Source organism: Leptotrichia shahii, assembly GCF_008327825.1.
Taxonomy (GTDB): domain Bacteria; phylum Fusobacteriota; class Fusobacteriia; order Fusobacteriales; family Leptotrichiaceae; genus Leptotrichia; species Leptotrichia shahii.
In genome coordinates this window covers 928,433-950,142 of sequence record NZ_AP019827.1, presented here as the reverse complement: position 1 = coordinate 950,142, position 21,710 = coordinate 928,433, and the positions used below count along the sequence as shown (strand labels likewise).

The window sequence follows — 21,710 nt, the reverse complement described above, 5'->3', positions numbered from 1 at the left end:
TTCTTTTTATTATTCAATTATTTTACCAAATTTTTATTCTATCTTCAGGAGTCTTATACATTTTATCCCCTGGTTTTGTCTCAAATACTTTATGGAATGCATCTATATTTTCCAAAGTTCCATTTACACGGAATATATTTGGTGAATGTGAATCTGTTTTTGCTAAGTTTTTTAAATATTCTGGTGTTGATTTTTGTCGCCACATTCTTGCGAAACTTAAAAAGAATAATTTATTTATTGTATCTGGGTAGGCTTTTGAAGAATTTGGATGATCCTTCAAATATAATTGCAATGCATCATAAGCGACATTTAATCCTCCAAGGTCTGCAATATTTTCTGTTAATGTGTATTTCCCATTAACATAAACTCCATCTCCAACTGTATATTTTGAAAATTGATTTTCCAATTTTTTTGTAGCCATATCAAATTTCGCTTTATCTTCAGCAGTCCACCAATTTTTCACATTTCCATCGCCATCATATTCAGCACCAGATACATCAAATGCATGAGTAAGCTCATGTCCAATAATTGATCCTATTGCCCCAAAATTACTTGCTACTTCTAATTTATTATAATCATAAAATGGGTATTGCAAAATTCCTGCTGGAAATACAATTTCATTACTAGTTGGAGAATAATAGGCATTTATTGTATGAGGTGACATATACCACTCTGTCTTATCTACTGGTTTTCCTACCTTTTTAAGCTCTTCATTATAATCCCATTCGCTGATTCCTTTTAATTGATCATACAACGAATCATTACTTGATATTGTCATTTTGCTGTAGTCTTTCCATTTATCAGGGTATCCTATTTTAACATTTACTTTTGCCAACTTTTCAAGAGCCTTTTTCTTAGTTGCAGCACTCATCCAATCTAATTTTTCAATTCTGTTCTTCATTGCTTTCTTAATATAATCAACCATTTCTTTTGCATTTTTCTTGGCTTCTGGCGAAAAATTTCTTTGAACATAAATTTTACCAATTATTTCTCCAAGACTGCCATCTGTAAAATTCAATGCTCTTTTCTCAAGAGTCTCTCTTTCCTTCTGTCCGTTCAAATATTTTCCAAAAAATTCAAAACTTCTTGCACCAAGCTCATCATTCAAAACTCCTGCCGCAGAACTAATTAAGTTATATCTCATGTAATCTTTAATTATGTCGATATTCTCATCATTTACAAAATTATCCAAATTTTTATAATAGTTCAACTCTGTTATTATTACTTTATCTGTTTTTACATTCAACTGTTTCAAATATTGAGCCAAGTCTACATTTTTAGATAATGTGCCTAAATCACTTACTTTTACTGGATTATTGTATTTTTTTACATCGTGACGTTCTTCATTTGTCATTAATGTATTTGCAATCCCTTTTTCAAAAGCAACTATCTTTTTAGCTCTTTCAAGTGTATTGTCTTCTCCCAAATATTTTAACATATCACTGACATATTTCGTATATTCCTCTAATATTGCCTTATTTTCCTTGGTATCTTTTTGATAATAATCTCTTGACAATCCAATTCCTGCACTTCCTAAATATATCGCATTATTTTTGGAATTATTAAGATCAGTTCCTACTCCCCATCCATAAAATTCAGAACTTCCATATTTTGTAACTTCTACATTATATTTCTTCAAATCCTCAATATTTTGGATCCCGTTTATTTTTTCCAAGTCTTTTTGAATAGGCGACAATCCTTCTTCATTTCTTTTTTTCATATCAGAATAACTGTCATAAAGTGTTATTACCTTTTTTTCATCCGCAGTTAATGAATCCTTTTTATTCTTTAATTCATTTATCAAATTACGTAAAAAATCCTGATTTTTCTCATTAAGTTCATAAAATGATCCCCAAGCTGGCTTTGTACTTGGAATTTGCGTTTTCTCATCCCAATTTTCATTTACATATTTGTAAAAATCATCTTGAGCCTTAGATTTAGTACTTAAATCGTTAAATAGCTCCTTATCTTTTTCCTTCAAAAGTTTTGCCTGCTGCTTTTCATAGAAATCCCAAAATCCTGATTTTTTTTGAGCAGCCAGTGCTGCTGTATTTCCAGCATTTTGATATGATCTTTCCAATGAAAATTTATTATTATCAGTATTCTCATTTTCTGCATAAATCAAATTAACACTAACTAAAAATAGTGAAATTGCAATTAGTTTTTTCATTTTCTACCCATTTCTTTATTTACAAAGAAACTTATCCTTTCCTTTTTATTTTTCATTATTAAATATCATTTTACACTAATCCTTCTTTAAAAAATAAAAATAATATTCTCACGTTCAAACCCTAATTCTACTTAGTTTTCTCACTTAAATTTTTATAAATTTTAAAGAAGTTTGGATATATTATACATTTTTCTTAAATTTATTTCAACAAATTTATACAAAAACATAAATTTTTTTATTTTATATTAAATTTATTTTTCTAATAATAAATATTAAAAAAATAGCCTTAAAATTAAATTTAAAGCCATTTTTGTTTTGATTATCCTAAAATTAAAATGCTGGAATTACTCTACCATCATATTTTTCTTCAATATATTTTTTTACTTTTTCACTTTGTAATGCTTTTACAAGTTTTTTTACTCTTTCATCATTTTGATTTTCTTTTAAAACAGTAACAACATTTACATAAGGAGAATCTTTACCTTCTATCAAGATAATCTCATTTTTTGTAACTTTTGCATCAATCGCAAAGTTTGAATTTATAATTGCTCCCGCAACTTCACTTAATCTTGGTGCAATTTGTTCATTTGATAATGTTTCAATTTTAATATTTTTTGGATTTTTAATAATATCTGCTGGTGTAGAATCTAATTTTGTGTTATCTTTTAATTTTATAATTCCAGCTTTATCAAGTAAAATTAATGCACGTCCTCCATTTGTTGGATCATTTGGAATAATTAAAGTATCTCCATTTTTCAGATCATTAACATTCTTTATTTTTTTAGAATACAATGCCATTGGTTCTAAGTGAATATTTCCAACTGCTACCATATCAATATGATTTTTCTTACCAAAATCTTCCATATACGGAACATGTTGGAAAAAGTTAGCATCTATACTTTTATCTGCAAGTGCCTTATTTGGCTGGACGTAATCATTAAATTCAACTACTTCCAGTTCGATACCTTCTTTTTTCAAATCATCCTTTACCAAATTTAATAATTCAGCATGCGGGATAGGTGTTGCTCCTACGATTAATTTTTCAGTTTTTGCAGCTCCACTTTGACTGCTAGTTGATTCCTTATTTTCATTTTTATTTCCGCAAGCTACTAAAAATAACGCTATTGCTAATAATAATGATAATATTTTTCTCATAAATACCTCCAAAAATTTTTATTTATAATTTATTTTACAACTGTTTTTACTAAAATACTGGAATAATTACATCTTTATATTTTTCTTCAATATATTTTTTGACTTTTTCACTTTGTAATGCCTTTAATAATTTTTGAATTTTAGGGTCATTTTCATTGCCTTTCAATGTTGCAAGGACATTTGCATATGGAGAGTCCTTATCTTCTTTCAAAAGTCCATCATCTTTATAAGACAATCCAGCATTCAATGCAAAACTGCTATTTACAATCGACGCTGCCACTTCAGGCAATCTTGGTGGCAACTGTTCAGCTGAAAGTTCTTCAAACTTTATATTTTTTGGATTGCTTATAATATCCTTCAATGTTGCTTCCGTATTTTTATTATCATTTAATTTTATAATCCCACCTTTATCAAGTAAAATTAGTGCACGTGCTAAGTTTGTCGGATCGTTTGGCAATAAAATAGTATCTCCATTTTTCAAGTCATTAATACTTTTAATCTTTTTAGAATAAAGTGCAAGTGTTGGTAAATAAACCTTTCCAACTGCTACCATTTCAAATCCATTTTTCTTACTAAAATTTTCCATATATGGAATATGTTGAAAGAGGTTCGCATCAACTTCCTTTGATTGCAACACTTTGTTTGGCTGAACATAATCATTAAATTCGACTACCTCCAATTCAATTCCCTGTTTTTTTAAATCATCTTTTACAACATTCAAAATTTCTCCCGCTGGAACAGGTGTAGCTGCTACCTTTAATTTTTGAACTTTTTTATTTTCAGCATCTTTTGCAGATTTATCAGAATTTCCACAAGCTACAAAAAATAATGCCATAACTAAAACTAATAAAATTTTTTTCATAAAATCATCTCCTTTGCTGTATTTATCTTAATAATTATATTTAAAAGAAATTTATTTATTCAATTTTCATTTTTATTTAATTCAATTTCAAAAAATTTAATCATATTTAATTAAACTATACTCTTTTTCTTTTATTTGTTAATATTTTTACTATACTATTTCCAATAAATTGTATAATTTGTACAAGTAAAATTATAACAATTGTTGCTTGCCACATTACTTCAGGTTTAGATCTTTGATAACCATCAATTACAGCGGCATTTCCAAGTCCACCACCACCGATTGTTCCAGCCATTGCAGAATATCCAATTAAACTGATTAATGTCAAAGTCATCCCATGAACGAGTGCAGGCATAGCCTCAGGAATCATAACTTTAAAAATAATTTCAGGAGTAGTTGCTCCCATTGATTTTGAAGCCTCTATAAGCCCTTCATCCACTTCTTTTAATGCTCCTTCAATAATTCTTGCAACAAAAGGTGCAGATCCCAATGAAAGTGGAATAATAAATGCTATACTTCCATATGATTTATGCACAAGTAATCTTGAGAGCGGAATTAATAGTACCATCAAAATTATAAAAGGAATTGATCTTGTAATGTTTACAATTATCATATCCAATAACTTGTGAATTGTTTTATTTGGTTTTACACCTTTTTCATCAGAAGTGACAAGTAAAATCCCAATCGGAAGTCCGATAATTAATGCTGCAATTGTTGAAATAAATACCATGTAAACTGTTTCCCATAATGGAACAACCATATTTTGAAACTGAAAAAACTTAATCCAATCAAATCCCATTATAACACCTCCGAATCAATTTTATTTTCTTTTAGCCATTCAATAATGTCCTTGGCTTTCTCTTCACTTGCAGAAATTTCTATTAACAAATTTCCTACAATGATATCACCTACTTTATCAATAAATCCGCTCAAAATATTTACTTCAACATCATATTTACGGATAATTTTTGTGATATACGACTCATTTACCTGATCTTCATTATATTTTAATCTTAACCGCAATTTCCCGTTATTTTCCTCACGTTGTTTCTTTTCTTCCTCTGTGCGAAATTCTTCATGGGAAATATTTCCTACAAATTCTTTTGCTAAATCTGTTTTAGGATTCAGGAAAATTTCTTTTGTTTCACCTTTTTCAATAATTTGACCATCCGACATAATTGCCGTTTTATTGCATATTTTTTTTATAACTTCCATCTGGTGAGTAATTAAAATTATCGTTATCCCAAATTTTTTATTTATATCCTTCAATAGTTCCAAAATAGAATTAGTAGTTCTTGGATCAAGTGCCGATGTTGCCTCATCCGACAGCAATATTTTTGGATTATTCGCCAATGCCCTTGCAATCGCGACTCTTTGCTTTTGCCCTCCAGAAAGCTGTTCAGGATAATTCTGTTTCTTATCTGAAAGTCCAACAATTTCCAGCAGTTCATCTACTCTTTTTTCTATATCCTTTTTCTTCCATTTTGAAATCTCCAATGGAAAAGCCACATTTTCAGCTACATTTCTTGAATTTAATAAATTAAAATGCTGAAAAATCATCCCTGTTTTTTTTCGATATTCACGTAGCATTTTCATATTAAATTTCAAAATATTTTTATTCTCATATCCAGTAATTGTATTATTCTTTTTATCAACAATTTCCTGTTTTACCAAAATTTCTCCAGAAGTAGGCTCTTCTAATCTGTTAAGAAGTCTAATGAGTGTCGACTTCCCAGCTCCACTAAGTCCCATAATTCCATAAATATCACCTTGTTCAATATCAAGGTTTACATTATTTACAGCTACTAATCCCTTACCGTTGTTAAGCTGATATTTCTTAATCAAATTTTTTATCTTAATAAAACCCTCCATATTTCACCTCTTTTATTTTTCTCTTTATTTCTCTAGTTAAAAAGATTATATTATTTATTACCTTAAAAGTCAACTTCTTTTTAATTAATTTTCGATTCCTTTGTTATAATTTCTAAATTTGTCGCAATATATACTCAAACCCATTCAAAATTGAACTATTAAAAATCATAGAAACCTAGGATTAAGTAAAATAGTCATAGCTTTTAAGTTTGGTTTTAAATGAGTTTTACTATATTATACAATCTCTGTAATAAAAAATAAATATTATGATAAACTTAGTTATTCAAATTTTTTTATATTATAACATTATTTTATTGTATATACAAGTCATATTTAGAAATTTTTTTATATTAATGCCTTATTTAATTTAAAAATAATATCTATATAATAAAAGGGCATTATAATTTAATTTCATAATACCCTAAAATTAACGTTAAATTTTATTTATTTGCATTCAAAAATTCTCTTACTCTTTGAGAAGATGGGTTTTCAAATATTTGCTTTGAGGTTCCTGTTTCCAGTATCTCACCCTCTTCCATAATAATCACTCTATCTGAAATTTCACGTACAAATTTCATTTCGTGGCTCACAATCAACATCGTTATTTTCTGACTTTTTAATTTTCTTATTATATCCAGTACTTCCTTTACAAGTTCCGGATCAAGTGCCGATGTAGGCTCATCAAAAAGCATGATATCTGGCTGCAGTGCCAATGCTCTTGCTATTGCAACTCTTTGCTTTTGCCCTCCTGAAAGTTCATTTGGATAATTATTAATTTTATCAGAAAGCCCTACCAGACTCAACATTTCCTTTGCAAGACTTTCAGCCTTTTCTGTATTCATATTCTTTACTAATTTTAAAGTTCTAACTATATTATTTCTAACTGACATGTGTGGAAATAAATTAAATGTTTGAAAAACCATTCCTGTTTTTAAGAGCATTTCCTTTTTTATTTTTCTATCTACATTTTTATCTGTTAAATTGTTTCCTTCAATCAAAATTTCTCCAGATGTTATCGACTCAAGATCTACTATACATCGCAAAATTGTTGATTTTCCACTTCCTGAAGGCCCTATCAATGAAAGAACTTCTCCTTTATTAATATGCAAATTTATATTTTTTAAAATTACATTCTCGCCATACTGCTTTTTTAAATTCTTTACCTCTACTATTTTTTTTTCACTTTTCACGATTTATCTCCCAATTTATTTTATTTAAATTTTTTTGTTTAAATTTAATGTTTTTAATTCTTTAAATTCTAACTTTATTTCTTTTTTCAATATTTTTAAACAATCTATCAATCGCAAAACTTAGTACAAGATAAATAATAATCGCACAGATATACGGCGTAATATTATAATAAATGTTAGCCAGTTCCTTTGTTCGCTTCATAACTTCAGTTACAGCTAAAACATATATAAGCGAAGTATCCTTTATAAGCGTAATTGCTTCATTTCCCAATGTTGGCAATACTCTTCGTATCGCCTGTGGTAAAATAACATATATTATTTTCTGCCAATAGCTATAACCAAGTACTTTTGCAGCTTCATGCTGTCCCTTGTCAATACTTTCTATCCCACTTCTCATAATTTCCACAAGATATGCCGCATAATTTATAATAAATGTAATAGTTGCCGCAGTATATGGCTCAAGCACGATTTTATATCCACCAATTTTCATAAGCGGAATTCCGTAATAAACTACCATTAATTGCAGCATTAAAGGTGTCCCACGAAAAATCCAAGTATAAATCGAAATAAAGAATTTTACTATTTTATTTTTTCCTGTATATGCCAACGCTCCTAAAATTCCTAACGGGATGGAAAATAGAATTGTAAGTATATACAGCATTATAATGTTAGGTAATGTTTTTACCAGTTCTATAAAAATAGGTAATATTTGGCTCATTTAATCTTTAAACCACTTAGAATAAATTTTTTGGTAGGTCCCGTCTGCTTTTAGTTCTTCAATGGCCTTGTTTATTGCTTCTATTAACTTAGTGTTACCTTTTTTAGCGGCAATTCCATATTCTTCTTCTCCATAATTATCGCTTAAAATATTGTAAAGTTCTTTTTTGACTTGAGTTTCTTTTGTCTTTTTAGTATATTTTGCCAATACTTCATCAGCTATAATTGCATCAATTCTTCCAGCATCAAGATCCATAAATGCCTGATCATATTGTGCATAAGTTTTAAATTCCTTAAATGTCTTGTCTTCACCTGTTTTTTTAACCGCTTCTTCTCCACTGCTTTCACTTTGACTTCCAACAATTTTCCCTTTTAAATCAGCTTTTGCCTTAATACTTGAACCTGTTTTTGTTATTATAAGCTGATGACTTGTCAAATATGGCTTCGTCATTTCAGTTTCTTTTTTTCTCTCATCTGTTATAGTAAGTCCATTCCAAATTAAGTCAATATTTCCACCATTTAAGTCAAGTATCTTAGAATCCCAGTTTATTGGCTTAAATTCAACTTCACTTCCTAACTTTTGAGCTACCGCTCTAGCCAAATCAATGTCAAATCCTACAATCTCCCCTTTTTCATTTTTAAACCCCATTGGAACAAAGGAATCATCTAGTCCAACTATAATTTTCTTAGGAATTCCGTTAGCATTGTTTTCTTCTTTTTTTTCTTCCTTCTGGACACTGCACATAAAAATACTCAATGCCAAAACCATCAACAACAACATTTTTTTCATTTCTACTTTCCTCCTGCCTTTATTTATAACTAAAAATTTGATGCTTTCTTCATAAAAATGGTTTAATATCCATTTAATTTCACTCATTTATAATATACCATTTTTTTTAGCTTTTTGTCAATAATTCTAATATATAAGTTTTATATAATTTAATATATTTTATTAATGATTAAATTTGATTTTTTATTTAATTACTAAAGTTAATTTATTACTTTTGTATCAGTAAAACATTAAAAACATTCTCCAAATCAGTTTTAGCACTTAAAATATTACTTGCACTTACCACTACATCCTGAATATTTTGATTTTTTACACCTGTCAGCATTTTTTGCGTATTTTCAGACAATGCCTTTGAGCTTTCCTTTATTTTCTTAAAATCTGACTCGCTTATATTTTCTTTTTTTGCATTTTCAACTGTCATTCCAGCTACGGCCTTATATGCTTCTTGCAATTTAGTATTAGCACCTTCCAAGGCTTTTACTTCATCTTCATCAAAATTCAAGTTATTTTTACCAAAAGCAGTTTCCTCAAATATATTTGCTGAATTTAGAAATTTTAAGATATTTAATTTTGCTGTTTTCCCGTCCTTTTGTAATTTTATTTCCATTTTTTTATTAATTTCTTCCGCAAATTCATGCAAAGAACTAGAAAGAATTTTACTGTTTTCAAGCCGATTTCGCAAGACAACTTTGTACTTTTCATTTAATTCATCAACTTTTCCCAGTTTATCAGTTTTATAATTTCCGCTTTCAAAATAATCATTAATTTCTGTCAATACCTTTTGTTCCTGAATTAAAGAATTAATTAAATTTTCAGCATTTTTATCAATAGCTTCCATTTTTGGACTTTTTTGCATTACATCCGTTATTTCTTTAATATATTCACCTATTAAATTAATTGAGCCATCAAGATTCACAATAGATATTATTTCGCCTGAGATATTCTTTATATTTCCATTTGCATCAGAAAACTCATCTTTTTTTATTTCTGTAAAAAAATCATTCCATTCTTCCGAATTTGGCTCTTCGCTTATTTTTAAATATTCACTATATTTTTTTATTTCCTCATTTGAAATATCTTTTTTTACATTTGCCGCTTTTACCTTTTCCTTATCTTTACTATTTTTTTTATTATCACAAGCTACAACAGCTACTAAAGCTATTACTCCAATTAAGATATATTTTTTTAATTTCATTATTTTTTACCTCCAAATTCTTTTATTTATACTAATCCTGCAATTTTTAAGATATAAAGCCAGCCTGTCAATGTAAATATACTCATAATTGTTGTAACCATAACTGTTCCAGAAGTTACTGAGCCATTATGCCCCATTCCCCTTGCCATCGTAAATGAAGTTGGAGTTGTCGGACTTCCCAGCATTCCAAGCACCGCAACTAATTTTTCATCTTTAAATCCTGACTTTACTGCTATTGGTAAAAATATTGCAGTAAGTATTATTAACTTAAACGAAGATGAAGCTAGCACGATTTTTATTTTAGAAAAAACTTCCTTTATATCAAAGCTCGCTCCAAGTGCAAGTAACCCAAGTGGAGTTGCTGCTGCTGAAAATGTCGAAATAGATTTTTTCATAATAACAGGTTGCGGAATTTTTAACATTGCCCAAACCATTCCAGCTAAAATTCCTAATATTAAAGGATTTTTAATAACTCCTTTTAGCGTATTTTTCAAGACAACTCTATTTAATTTCCCCTGTTTCGGACGAAGCAGCATTAAAATCACAACCGAAGCCACATTATATAAAGGAACTACCCCAATTACCATAAGTGCCACAATTTTAGCCTCTCCATACACATTCTGCACAAAGGCATAAGCAAGCAAAGCCGCACTACTTCTAAAGCCAGCCTGAATAAATTCTCCACGAATCGACCTATCTTTCAAAAAAATTGATGTCACACACATTATAACAATTGAAAGACACGTAGTAAAAAAGCAAAATAGCAAATATTTCAAATCCCAAATTGCCGAGAAATCGGATACTGATAATTCCTTAAATAAAAGTACAGGCAAAAGAGCAAGAAATACAAACCTATTCATTTTATCTGCAAATTCCAAGTCTATAACTCCAACTTTTCTAAAAATATATCCAAGTATCATAAGTAAAAATACTGGCATAGTCGCATTCAAACAAAATATTAATTCTTTCATTTTCCTCCCTTATTAAATATTAAATTAGTCATTTGTAAAAGTAAAAAATTCCAATAAATATAGTATTTTTTAAATTTTTAGCTCTATTATTTTTCTCGACTCTCTGATAAGAAATCTTGACCTCTTGTTAGGGCTATTATATGTTAAAATTTTCTCTTTATGAAACCCTTTATTCATTAGATAAAATAAATAAATTTACTTTTTATAAAAAATTTTTTGATATCAGTCATTTAAATTTTGAAGTTTCTTTCTTTTGATTGTCCTGACCTTTGTGATTAAAATACTGTTGTTATTCCATACTTACCACTTTGACACCTCCAAATATTAAAAGTCAAAATGCATATAATCAGCTCTTGAAAATCCAGCTCCCCAAGTCCATCCTTTTTTAGAAAATGCTTTTACAACATCTCCGTCTGGAGTAATAGAATAAGGATTTATTCCTGGTTCCCATTTTTTACCTACTAAAACTTCTCCATCAGCACTTACCTGAGGATTTTCATCAGGATTTATATCTATTGCACGGCCAGTACTATGAAGGCTAGTTAGCCCATTAGATCGCCAATTATAGCCTCCTAATGATTTAATAGGAAATTTTTCTGGTCCATTGTATATTTCAGTAAATATACTTTTCACATCTTCTGCTAATAAATTTAATACTTGTACTTTTGCCTTACTTGAAACCTTTTGTCCATTTTTTAATTTCCATATAGGAACCTCAACCCAAACCATATGTTTTACTGCAGTTTCATGAGAAGGATTATCATAAACATCTTGTAATTCTGCATCAATTCTTTCGTGATATTCAGTATAATATTCCCACATAGGATCAGTAACAATTTCTACTTGTGGTGTTTGAACATTTTCGCTTCTTGATTGGCTATTATCTGGTATATTTTTATTTTCTCGATTTCCTGATTTAAATATACCTTTTATTTCATTATAAGCATAAAGTTTATTTCCTGTTGAGATTATACTTAAAATAGAAAATACTCCTATAAAAAATTTTAATTTTTTCAAATTCTATCATCTCCTTTGTCTTTTATATTAGATATGTTCGATAAACTAAGTTTTTTTCTACAAGGGATCAAGACCTCTTGTTTTAGGATATTTATTTTATAATCTTATCAATAATTCCCCCACCAAGACAAACCTCACCATCATAAGCAACCACAATTTGTCCCAATGTTACTGCCTTTTGCGGCTCATCAAAAATCACTTCATATTCATTTTCATTTAATGTATTAATTATAGCTTTTGTATCTTTTTGTCTATATCTAAATTTTACAGTACACTCCAATGGAAACTGCATTTCATTTATAAAGTTAAAATCCGTTGCAATTAAACCTTTTGAGTAAAGCACTGAATTATCGCCTTGCGTTACAATCAACTCATTTTTTTCCAAATCCTTGTCCACAACAAACCAAGGCTCTCCAGTCCCTTCCTTGGTATTTCCAATCCCAATTCCTTTTCTCTGTCCGATTGTGTAATACATAAGTCCATTATGATGTCCTAGCACTTTTCCTTGCGTATTTACAATGTTTCCATCCTTTGCAGGTAAGTATTGCGATAAAAATTTATTGAAATCACGTTCCCCAATAAAGCAGATCCCTGTACTGTCTTTTTTCTTTGCTGTTGCCAAATTATATTTTTCAGCTATTTCACGGATTTTCGGCTTTGTGTATTCTCCCAGTGGAAATAGAACTTTTTCCAATTGCTCTTGATTTAATTGACAAAGAAAATACGTCTGATCCTTGTTATCATCAATTCCTCTTAACATAGTCGATTTAATCTTTCCATCTTTTTCTTCGTGAACAATTCTCGCATAATGTCCTGTTGCCACATAATCAGCCCCAAGTTTCATCGCATAGTCCAGAAATGCACGAAATTTGATTTCCTTATTACACATCACATCAGGATTGGGCGTTCTTCCTTTTTTATACTCATCCAAAAAATATGTAAAAACCTTGTCCCAATACTCCTTTACAAAATTTACCGAATAATAAGGTATTCCCAACTGTTCTGCCACAGCAATTACATCCTTATAATCCTCTTCTGCCATACAAACCCCATTTTCATCCTTTTCTTCCCAGTTTTTCATAAAAACACCAATTACATCATATCCTTGTTCTTTTAACAGAATTGCCGCAACAGAGGAATCCACTCCGCCCGACATTCCTAATACAACTTTTTTTCTTTTTTCCATAAAAAATCCTTCTCCTTCCCTCTTTTTATAATTCTCTAACTTCTTTCATTATTAGTCATTTTATAAAAAAAGTATACCATAATATCTATTAACAGACAAGAAAATATATTTGAATAATTATTTCCTGATTAGGCATATACTTAAATTCCAACTATTTTAAAAAGTAAAAAGCACTCTAAAGAGTGCCATTTCTAAAATTATTATCCATAGTCTATTCAAAAACCTCCGTAGCATTTGGAACTTCATTTCCCAATGCCACATTTAAAGCCACAATCGCCACTTCCAGCTGACTTTCATCTGGTTCTCTTGTAGTAATTTTTTGCAGCCACATTCCTGGAATTGCAACCATTTTGGCAAAGATATTATCCAGATGATAACTTGTCCAACGTTGAATTTCATAAGAAAGTCCAGCAACAAAAGGTACAAACAAAATTCTTGTTATTAACTTGTAAATTAACATTGAAAAATGTCCAGTTGGAACTTTAAAAAATAAATCTACTGTTGAAAATACCAGAATACTTATGAACATTACAAGTAAAAGAAAACTTGTACCACATCTTGGGTGAAATCTTGTACATACTTTCGCATTTTTAGGCGTCAATTCCTTCTCCATTTCATAGTTCATAATGCTTTTATGTTCTGCCCCGTGATATTCAAAAACCCTCTGAATATCCTTAAAAAACGAAATCCCATAGATATATCCTAAAAAAAGTGTTAATTTTATAACAGCTTCCACAATATTAGCCTTCAAAATATTATGTTTGAAGAAAAATCCTCCAACAGCTGATGGTAACCACATAAATACAGCAATCCCCAATAAAACTGAAGTCATAACAGTAAACCCAACTTGTTTATCCGTCAATTTTTCCTCTTCATGTCCAGCCTGATTTGATGCAAAAATAAGCTCCTTCGTCCCAACAACCATGGCATCATAAAGTGCTATAACTCCCCTTACAAAAGGCACTTTCAACCATCTGTTACTTTTTTCAGTAAGCACTACCTTCTTATAAACAATACTCCCATCCTGCTTACGAACTGCTGTTGCAATCGCTTTAGGCCCTCTCATCATAACTCCTTCGACAACAGCCTGTCCTCCGACAGTTACTTTTTTATCTCTCATTTTTACCTACTTTCTTTCTATTTTCTAAGTTTATTATATTAAACTTGTTTGATAATTCATAATTTATCAATTTTTTAAATAATTTTAACATACAATTTTAAATAAGCCTATTATTAAAATTTATTTTTAGTTTATTCTCTATCAATTACCGCTCTATTTTTTATTCTTTTTAATGATTTATTAATATGTTCAGCCTTATATTTGCTAACTCCTTTTATTTTAGCAATATCCGAAGCTGTTGACATCAAAATTGACTGAACATTTGAAAATTCCCTTACAAGAATTTCCCTATCTTTTTTACTTATTTTTGTTATATTGCTCAAAAGTCCGTATCCACGTGGTTCTATCTTTTCATCTAAATTTATGATATTTGTATCAAATCCAAGCAGACATACGATTTTTTCATCATCCAGCAATTCCTCTTTTGTCAAAGATTTCACTCTTAATCCAATTTTCTCTGCTGTTTCGTTACTCACTTTATAATCTTTTATAAGAGCATCAAAACTTTCATTTTTATTTAGCATTATTTCTTCATACTGGATTTTTATAAGCCGTCCTTCACTTCCAAGTTCTGCCATATATTCGATTAATTCCTCTGACATTCTGAAAAGGAGTCCATACATTCTCACGCATTCTAAAATATCATAAAGCGTTACCATATTATCGAATTCCAAAATAGACAAATTTACGTGATTTTTTTCGATTGTAAGGGAATATTTCTCAAGAGCGGTTATCGCCTGTGAAGATTTTGTCAGTAAATCTCCAATTTCATTTAACAAATATCTAAATTTTCCATAATATATTGTTATCTTATTTCTTCTTTCAGAAACAGCTACAACCAAATTCCCCTTTTGCTGAGCAATTCTATGTGCTGCCTGATGTCTTGTTCCACTTTCATCTGTTTCTATCGAATAATTAGGCTGCAGCTGAATATTTGCCCCATAAATTGTCTTTATATCTTCTGACAAAATAATTCCGCCGTCCATTTTAGATAGCTCGTAAACTTTTTGCGGTGAATATACTGTATTTAACTCAAATCCGCCTCCCATTACATCTTTTAGATTATTAGGATTTCCTAGAACAATTAATGCTCCTAGCTTTGCCTCCTGAATTTTATCTATTGCTTCTCTTAGTGCTGTTCCAGGTGCTACTCTGGCAAATATATGTTCCAATATTTTCTTCTTATTAACTGCCTTTTTTACCATATTTCATCCTTTCGCCTTTTTTCTGATGGCTTATCTTATCCTCTCGACAAGTTCACTTATATTACTTATATAATTCAGTTTTATTTTTGTTTTTTCTTTCTCAAAATCAGCCTGATGGCTTTTTGGAAGGTATACCCCTGCAAATCCCATTTTTTCCAGCTCATTTACCCTATTTTTGATAAAGGACACTTTTCTCACTTCTCCTCGTAATCCCAATTCGCCAATAGCTGCTATTTTCTGACTTATCGGCACACCTTTTACTGAAGATAAAAGTGAAAAAATTACTGCTAAATCAGAACTCCTGTCATTTAAGTCAATTCCTCCCGGAATATTTATATAAATATCCTTTGAATTTACATCTACTTCTAAAGAACGTGACAAAACAGCACTTAATATTTCCACACGAGTTTTATCATATCCCTCCACCGTTCTTCTCGGCATTCCAAAATTCGGTGTTCCCAATAACGACTGCACTTCAAATAAAAATACACGACTTCCTTCAAAAATTGGCACAATAATACTTCCAATATTTTTTTCATCTCTATCACTTATGAAAAATTCAGACGGATTTTTCACTTCACTAATTCCATTTTCCTTCATATCAAAAATTGAAATTTCATTTGTAGAGCCATAACGGTTCTTTATCGAGCGGATAATCCTGTAATAGCTATTTTCTTCACCTTCAATTTGCAAAACTGCGTCAACCATATGTTCCAGCAATTTCGGCCCTGCCAATTTTCCATCTTTTGTAACATGTCCGACAATATAAAATGCGATTTCATTTTTTTTAGCAATTTCAATGATTTTTAAAGTTGTTTCCCGAATTTGTGTTACGCTTCCGGGAATGGAATTCACATTTTCAGAATAAAGTGTCTGAATTGAGTCAACTACAACAACTTTTGGCTTATCCTTTAAAATTACACTTTCAATTTTTTCAATATTTGTATCATTTAAAATATACAAATTTTCACTTTTTACATTGACACGTTCTGCACGCTGTTTTATTTGCCGTGGCGATTCTTCCCCAGAAACATAAAATACATTTCCAATCTTCGCATATTCCTGCGACAGCTGAAGCAGAAAAGTTGATTTTCCAATTCCAGGACTTCCTGTAATAAGCACAACTTCTCCCTTTATCAGACCGCCTCCCAGCACTCTGTCAAATTCCTCAAAAGGCGTTACCATCCGAAATTCCTTTTCTATTTCAATCTCTGTTATTTTGCTAATTGAAACATCTTGTGATTCCACATCCTTAAAGGTTCTTTTTATATCAATTTCCTCTTCAAATGTTCCCCAAGCATCACAATTTGGACATTTTCCCAGCCATTTTAACGAACTGTAACCGCATTCTGAACATATATATTTAGATTTTCCCTTTTTTGCAGCCATTTCTAGATTCCCCTTTTATTTTTTAACTTTATCAATTAATCTACGTTCTACATTTTCAGTTACAAAAAAACTCAGATCCCCTTTATTTAAAGCAACTTCCTTTACAAGGCTAGAACTTAAATACAAATATTCCCTTGAAGCAGTCAAAAATACTGTTTCAAATTCACTTTTAGCAAGCGTCTTATTTGTAAGTGTAAACTGCAGCTCATATTCATAATCTGACAATGCACGTAAGCCTCTTATCAAAATATTCACATTTTCTTTATACATAAAGTCAACTAATAATCCATTAAAAATCTTTATTTCAGCTTCTATACCTTCTTTTTTTAATATTTCCTGTATCATCTCAACTTTTTCCTCATCAGAAAACCAGGCTTTTGATTTTGTAGAATTTTTAAAAATACCTATTATTAACTTGTCAAATAAGTTTGAAGAACGCTTTATAATATCAATATGACCTCTTGTTATTGGATCAAAACTCCCTGGATACAATGCTATTTTCCCCATCTTGTTCTCCCGTTTTTATTTTTTTATTTTTTCACTATTGCATTTTATTCTTACTTTTCTATTTTTTTAATTTTGAAAGAGCTTCCTTTGCTGCATGTTTTTCAGCTTCCTTTTTACTCTTCCCAATTCCTATTCCATGAACTGTGTTATTCCAGCTTACAGACATTTCAAAAACTTTATCGTGATCAGGACCGCTAGTTTTAATTAAATTATATTCGGGCATTTTTCTGTATTTCCCTTGTACAAATTCCTGCAGAACTGTCTTATAGTCACCTGTTCCTTCTATTTCTTCCAATTTATTTATTTTTCCAAGTAAAAATTTCAATGCAATATTTTTTGCAGTATAATAATCTGAATCTTTAAAAATCGCACCAATCAATGCCTCAAAAGCATCTCCCAAAATAGATCTCCTATGTCTTCCGCCAGACATAACTTCCCCGTTACTCAAATACAAATATTCTCCTAGTTCAAGCTCACTTGCAATAGTTGAAAACACAGGTTCACTTATAATTTGACTTTTCAGTTTTGCAAGCTCCCCTTCGGTCTTCTTCTCATAAAGATCATAAATATATTCAGTCGTTATAAGGTTTAAAATTGCATCTCCCAAAAATTCCAGCTTCTCATTATTGAATCTTCTATCTTTTTCGATTTCATTAGCATACGATCTATGCGTCAATGCTTCATGCAAATATTTTTCATTTTTAAACTCATACCCTATTTTTTTTATCAATTCATTTACATTTCTATTTCCATTATTTTCCATTTATCTCACCTCCATATTTTTATTAATTTCTAACGATAAATAAAAAAACCATTATAATTTTTACAGTTATTTATTTTAATATTTTATTCTTAAATTCCACCTAATTTATTTTTTGTTATTCCTTTAACTATAATTTTTTTTAACAAAGAAATAAAAAACCTATATCTAATAAAACATAATTTTAGTAATAACCTATTTTTTTTTCTACAAGGGGTTAAAACCCCTTGCTTTATAACATCTGCTTTATTACAATTAAATACATATTGAGTTTTTAATAAATCCATTAATTCTTTTTATTTGTATTTTCTAAATGCCAGCACTGCATTATGCCCACCAAATCCAAGTGAACTTGACATTCCTACTTCAATATCCCTTTTTACAGGTTTATTTGGCACATAATCCAAGTCACATAATGGATCAGGATTTTCATAATTTATAGTTGGCGGCATAATTCCTTCTGAAATCGCAAGCGCTAAGAATCCAGCTTCAATTCCTCCTGCTCCACCTAGCAAATGTCCAGTCGCACCTTTTGTAGAACTTACAGCAAGTTTGTATGCATGTTCTCCAAATGCTGTTTTTATTGCTTGAGTTTCATTTTTATCATTTGCAGGCGTAGAAGTTCCATGCGCATTGATGTATCCAACTTCTTCAGGTCTTATATTTCCTTGCTCCAAAGCCATTCTAAATGCTCTTGCAGCGCCTTCTCCACCATCAGCTGGAGCTGTCATATGATAAGCATCCCCAGTTTCTCCATATCCTACAACTTCTGCATAAATTTTCGCTCCACGTTTTTTAGCATGTTCTAATTCTTCAAGCATTAACACTCCAGCACCTTCTCCAAGTACAAATCCATCTCTATCAGCTGTGAATGGCCGTGATGCCTTCTTAGGATCAGGATTAGTTGACAATGCCTTTAAGTTTGCAAATCCTGCTATTCCTGACGGAGTTACTGTAGCTTCTGTTCCTCCAGCAATCATTGCATCAGCTTTTCCTAATAAAATTGCCTGAAAAGCATCTCCAATAGAATTTGTTCCTGAAGCACATGCTGTAACGACTGTTTTATTAGGTCCTTTCGCTCCAATATAGATTGAAGTATTTCCAGAAGCCATATTTAGGATTGCTGCCGGAATATAAAAGGGTGACACTCTTCTTGGCCCTTTTGTAACAAGTTTTTCAACTTCCTGTTCAATTACATCCAGTCCACCAATTCCAGAACCAATAATTACTCCAATTCTATCTGCATTTTCATCAGTAATCTCAAATTCTGCATCCTTTAATGCTTCTTTTGAAGCTGCAATTGCAAATTGTGAAAATCTAGCTATTTTTTTTAATTCTTTTTTCTCAATATAATTTTCAGGTACAAAATCCTTTACTTCTGCAGCTATATGAACTGAATGCTCTGAACTGTCAAATTGAGTAATTTTATCAATTCCACATTCTCCTGCCAATAAATTTTTCCAGGCCTTATCTTTTCCAGTCCCCAATGGAGTTACTAATCCTATCCCTGTAATAACTACTCTTCTCATTAATACACCTCTCATTTTTATTTTTTTATAATTAAATTTATATTTCCTCCCATTTAAATAGTGAATTTATTATGAATTCTTCTTATCAAAATATGATTTCTGCATTTTAAATGGAGTTTAGTATTAATTCCTAATACTAAATTTATTTTAATCAATCCAATTTTGTAACAATAAATTTATTTTAACATTTTTTCATTTTTTTTTCAATAAAAAAGGGGGAAGAACCCCCAAAAAGTTTTATATCTTATTGTTTAGCTTCGATGTATTCCATTACATCTTTAACAGTTTTAATTTTTTGTGCATCTTCATCAGGAATTTCAATATCAAATTCTTCTTCAAAAGCCATGATTAATTCAACTGTATCCAATGAATCAGCTCCTAAATCATCAACAAAAGATGCATCTTCAGTTACTTGATCCTCATCTACACCTAATTGATCTACAACTATTGATTTAATTTTATCTAGCATTATAATGCCACCTCCATATTTATTTTCTAAAATTATTATATCAAATGAATTTAAAAAATGCAACAAAAATTCATTGATATTTAAATATTATTTAAACTTTTTTTATTTGTATATACATTATTATGCCATTTTTTTAATTTTATTTAGCTTTTTTACACATTTCAATGAAAAACTCATGTACTTTAAGATCATCATTTAACTCGGGATGATACGAAGTCACAAGAATATTATTTTTCTTTGCTGCGACAATATTTCCATCAACTTCCGAAAGAATCTCAACTTTTTTTCCCACACTTGAAATATACGGTGCTCGAATAAATGTCATAGGAATAACTCCAAGCCCTTTAAATTCACTTTCAGTAAAAAAACTTCCAAGCTGTCTTCCATAGGCATTTCTTCTAACTTTTATATCCATCGCTCCTAAATAAGTCCGGTTATCATTTTCAATTTCCTTTGCCAAAAGGATTAAACCTGCACAAGTACCAAATACAGGCAGTCCTTTCAAAATAAGTTTTTTTATGTCATCAAATAAATCAAGATCATAAAGCAGCTTCCCAATAACTGTACTTTCTCCGCCTGGAATAATCAATCCATCAACATCATTATTATTAACCGCATTACTTAAATCAGATTTTTTTCTTATCTCAAATGATTCTATCCCAAGTTTTTCAAGCATTTTTATATGCTCTGCAAAAGCTCCCTGTAAAGCCAATACGCCAATTTTCATTACTTACCTCTTTCAGCCATAAGTATTTTGATTTCATTTTCATTGATTCCAACCATAGCTTCCCCCAAATCTTCAGAGATTTCAGCTAACACTTTTGGATCGTTGTAGTTAGTAACAGCTTTAACTATCGCCTGAGCTCTTTTTGCAGGATCACCAGATTTGAATATTCCTGATCCGACAAATACCCCTTCGGCTCCAAGCTGCATCATTAAAGCAGCATCTGCAGGGGTAGCAACTCCACCTGCTGCAAAATTCACTACTGGTAATTTACCATTTTCGTGAACATATTTTACTAAATCAAAAGGGACTTGCAATTCCTTGGCAGTGAAATAAAGCTCGTCTTCCCGCATATTCTGTATTCTTCTTATTTCCTGATTCATCATTCTTATATGTCTTACCGCCTGCACGACATCTCCAGTTCCTGGTTCACCTTTAGTTCTTATCATTGAAGCCCCCTCAGCTATTCTTCTAAGAGCTTCTCCTAGATCTTTTGCCCCACATACAAAAGGAACTTTAAATTTTTTCTTATCTACATGAAATTTATCATCAGCAGGCGATAAAACTTCACTTTCATCTATATAATCAATTTCTATCGCTTCCAAAATTTGCGCTTCCACAAAATGACCGATTCTAACTTTTGCCATTACAGGAATTGATACAACTTCCTGTATACTTTTAATCATTTTAGGGTCGCTCATTCTTGAAACTCCTCCCACAGCTCTAATATCAGCTGGAATTCTTTCAAGTGCCATAACCGCAGCTGCTCCGGCTGCTTCAGCTATTTTTGCCTGTTCAGGAGTGGAAACGTCCATTATAACTCCACCTTTTAACATTTGTGCCAAATTTTTGTTTAATTCATATCTTTCATTTTTCATAAAA

21 protein-coding genes are annotated in these 21,710 nt (G+C 30.5%); all 21 read right to left on the bottom strand.

What is annotated here, in order from left to right; translation table 11 throughout:
* Positions 1-22: 22 nt before the first annotated feature.
* Positions 23-2,170 (bottom strand): M13 family metallopeptidase, encoded by a 2,148-nt coding sequence (locus F1564_RS04430; protein WP_018450139.1) that lies wholly within the window; start codon positions 2,168-2,170, stop codon positions 23-25.
* 330 nt (positions 2,171-2,500) lie between these two features.
* Entirely contained in the window at positions 2,501-3,325 is an 825-nt protein-coding gene (locus F1564_RS04425; RefSeq protein ID WP_018450140.1) for a MetQ/NlpA family ABC transporter substrate-binding protein, read from the bottom strand.
* 49 nt (positions 3,326-3,374) lie between these two features.
* Positions 3,375-4,187: a MetQ/NlpA family ABC transporter substrate-binding protein gene (locus F1564_RS04420; RefSeq protein WP_018450141.1), complete on the bottom strand. Its 813-nt coding sequence runs from the start codon at positions 4,185-4,187 to the stop codon at positions 3,375-3,377.
* A 115-nt stretch (positions 4,188-4,302) separates the two neighbouring features.
* Entirely contained in the window at positions 4,303-4,986 is a 684-nt protein-coding gene (locus F1564_RS04415; RefSeq protein WP_018450142.1) for a methionine ABC transporter permease, read from the bottom strand.
* A complete protein-coding gene (locus tag F1564_RS04410) occupies positions 4,986-6,059 on the bottom strand; it encodes a methionine ABC transporter ATP-binding protein (protein WP_018450143.1) in 1,074 nt (357 codons plus the stop codon). Before F1564_RS04410 ends, F1564_RS04415 begins: the two co-directional genes overlap by 1 nt.
* A 440-nt stretch (positions 6,060-6,499) precedes the next feature.
* A complete protein-coding gene (locus F1564_RS04405) occupies positions 6,500-7,231 on the bottom strand; it encodes an amino acid ABC transporter ATP-binding protein (protein WP_026231216.1) in 732 nt (243 codons plus the stop codon).
* Positions 7,232-7,310: 79 nt separating this feature from the next.
* Positions 7,311-7,967 carry an amino acid ABC transporter permease gene (locus F1564_RS04400; RefSeq protein ID WP_018450145.1) on the bottom strand — a complete coding sequence of 219 codons (657 nt, stop codon included), beginning with the start codon at positions 7,965-7,967 and terminating at the stop codon, positions 7,311-7,313.
* Complete coding sequence (locus F1564_RS04395) at positions 7,968-8,756, bottom strand: amino acid ABC transporter substrate-binding protein (RefSeq protein ID WP_018450146.1); 789 nt, start codon at positions 8,754-8,756, stop codon at positions 7,968-7,970.
* 208 nt (positions 8,757-8,964) lie between these two features.
* Positions 8,965-9,951, bottom strand: a complete 987-nt coding sequence (locus F1564_RS04390; protein ID WP_018450147.1) for a DUF3829 domain-containing protein — start codon at positions 9,949-9,951, stop codon at positions 8,965-8,967.
* 26 nt (positions 9,952-9,977) lie between these two features.
* Positions 9,978-10,922 (bottom strand): AEC family transporter, encoded by a 945-nt coding sequence (locus tag F1564_RS04385; RefSeq protein ID WP_018450148.1) that lies wholly within the window; start codon positions 10,920-10,922, stop codon positions 9,978-9,980.
* A 324-nt stretch (positions 10,923-11,246) separates the two neighbouring features.
* Positions 11,247-11,939, bottom strand: coding sequence for a M15 family metallopeptidase (locus F1564_RS04380; protein ID WP_018450149.1), 693 nt, complete (start codon positions 11,937-11,939; stop codon positions 11,247-11,249).
* A 91-nt stretch (positions 11,940-12,030) separates the two neighbouring features.
* Positions 12,031-13,125, bottom strand: coding sequence for a tRNA 2-thiouridine(34) synthase MnmA (gene mnmA / locus F1564_RS04375; RefSeq protein WP_018450150.1), 1,095 nt, complete (start codon positions 13,123-13,125; stop codon positions 12,031-12,033).
* Between the two features lie 211 nt (positions 13,126-13,336).
* Positions 13,337-14,245 (bottom strand): DUF1385 domain-containing protein, encoded by a 909-nt coding sequence (locus F1564_RS04370; protein ID WP_018450151.1) that lies wholly within the window; start codon positions 14,243-14,245, stop codon positions 13,337-13,339.
* Positions 14,246-14,376: 131 nt separating this feature from the next.
* Positions 14,377-15,450 (bottom strand): DNA integrity scanning diadenylate cyclase DisA, encoded by a 1,074-nt coding sequence (gene disA, locus F1564_RS04365; RefSeq protein ID WP_018450152.1) that lies wholly within the window; start codon positions 15,448-15,450, stop codon positions 14,377-14,379.
* Positions 15,451-15,480: 30 nt separating this feature from the next.
* Positions 15,481-16,839 (bottom strand): DNA repair protein RadA, encoded by a 1,359-nt coding sequence (gene radA, locus F1564_RS04360; RefSeq protein ID WP_018450153.1) that lies wholly within the window; start codon positions 16,837-16,839, stop codon positions 15,481-15,483.
* A 15-nt stretch (positions 16,840-16,854) separates the two neighbouring features.
* On the bottom strand, positions 16,855-17,346 hold the full coding sequence (coaD, locus tag F1564_RS04355) for a pantetheine-phosphate adenylyltransferase (protein WP_018450154.1): 492 nt from the start codon (positions 17,344-17,346) through the stop codon (positions 16,855-16,857).
* A 58-nt stretch (positions 17,347-17,404) separates the two neighbouring features.
* A complete protein-coding gene (rnc, locus tag F1564_RS04350) occupies positions 17,405-18,109 on the bottom strand; it encodes a ribonuclease III (RefSeq protein ID WP_018450155.1) in 705 nt (234 codons plus the stop codon).
* A 293-nt stretch (positions 18,110-18,402) separates the two neighbouring features.
* Complete coding sequence (gene fabF, locus F1564_RS04345) at positions 18,403-19,635, bottom strand: beta-ketoacyl-ACP synthase II (protein WP_026231217.1); 1,233 nt, start codon at positions 19,633-19,635, stop codon at positions 18,403-18,405.
* 244 nt (positions 19,636-19,879) lie between these two features.
* A complete protein-coding gene (locus tag F1564_RS04340; protein ID WP_018450158.1) occupies positions 19,880-20,104 on the bottom strand; it encodes an acyl carrier protein in 225 nt (74 codons plus the stop codon).
* A gap of 139 nt (positions 20,105-20,243) precedes the next feature.
* Positions 20,244-20,831: a pyridoxal 5'-phosphate synthase glutaminase subunit PdxT gene (gene pdxT, locus F1564_RS04335; RefSeq protein ID WP_018450159.1), complete on the bottom strand. Its 588-nt coding sequence runs from the start codon at positions 20,829-20,831 to the stop codon at positions 20,244-20,246.
* Entirely contained in the window at positions 20,831-21,706 is an 876-nt protein-coding gene (gene pdxS / locus F1564_RS04330; protein WP_018450160.1) for a pyridoxal 5'-phosphate synthase lyase subunit PdxS, read from the bottom strand. The genes pdxT and pdxS overlap by 1 nt, the downstream gene beginning before the upstream one ends.
* Positions 21,707-21,710 lie beyond the last annotated feature (4 nt).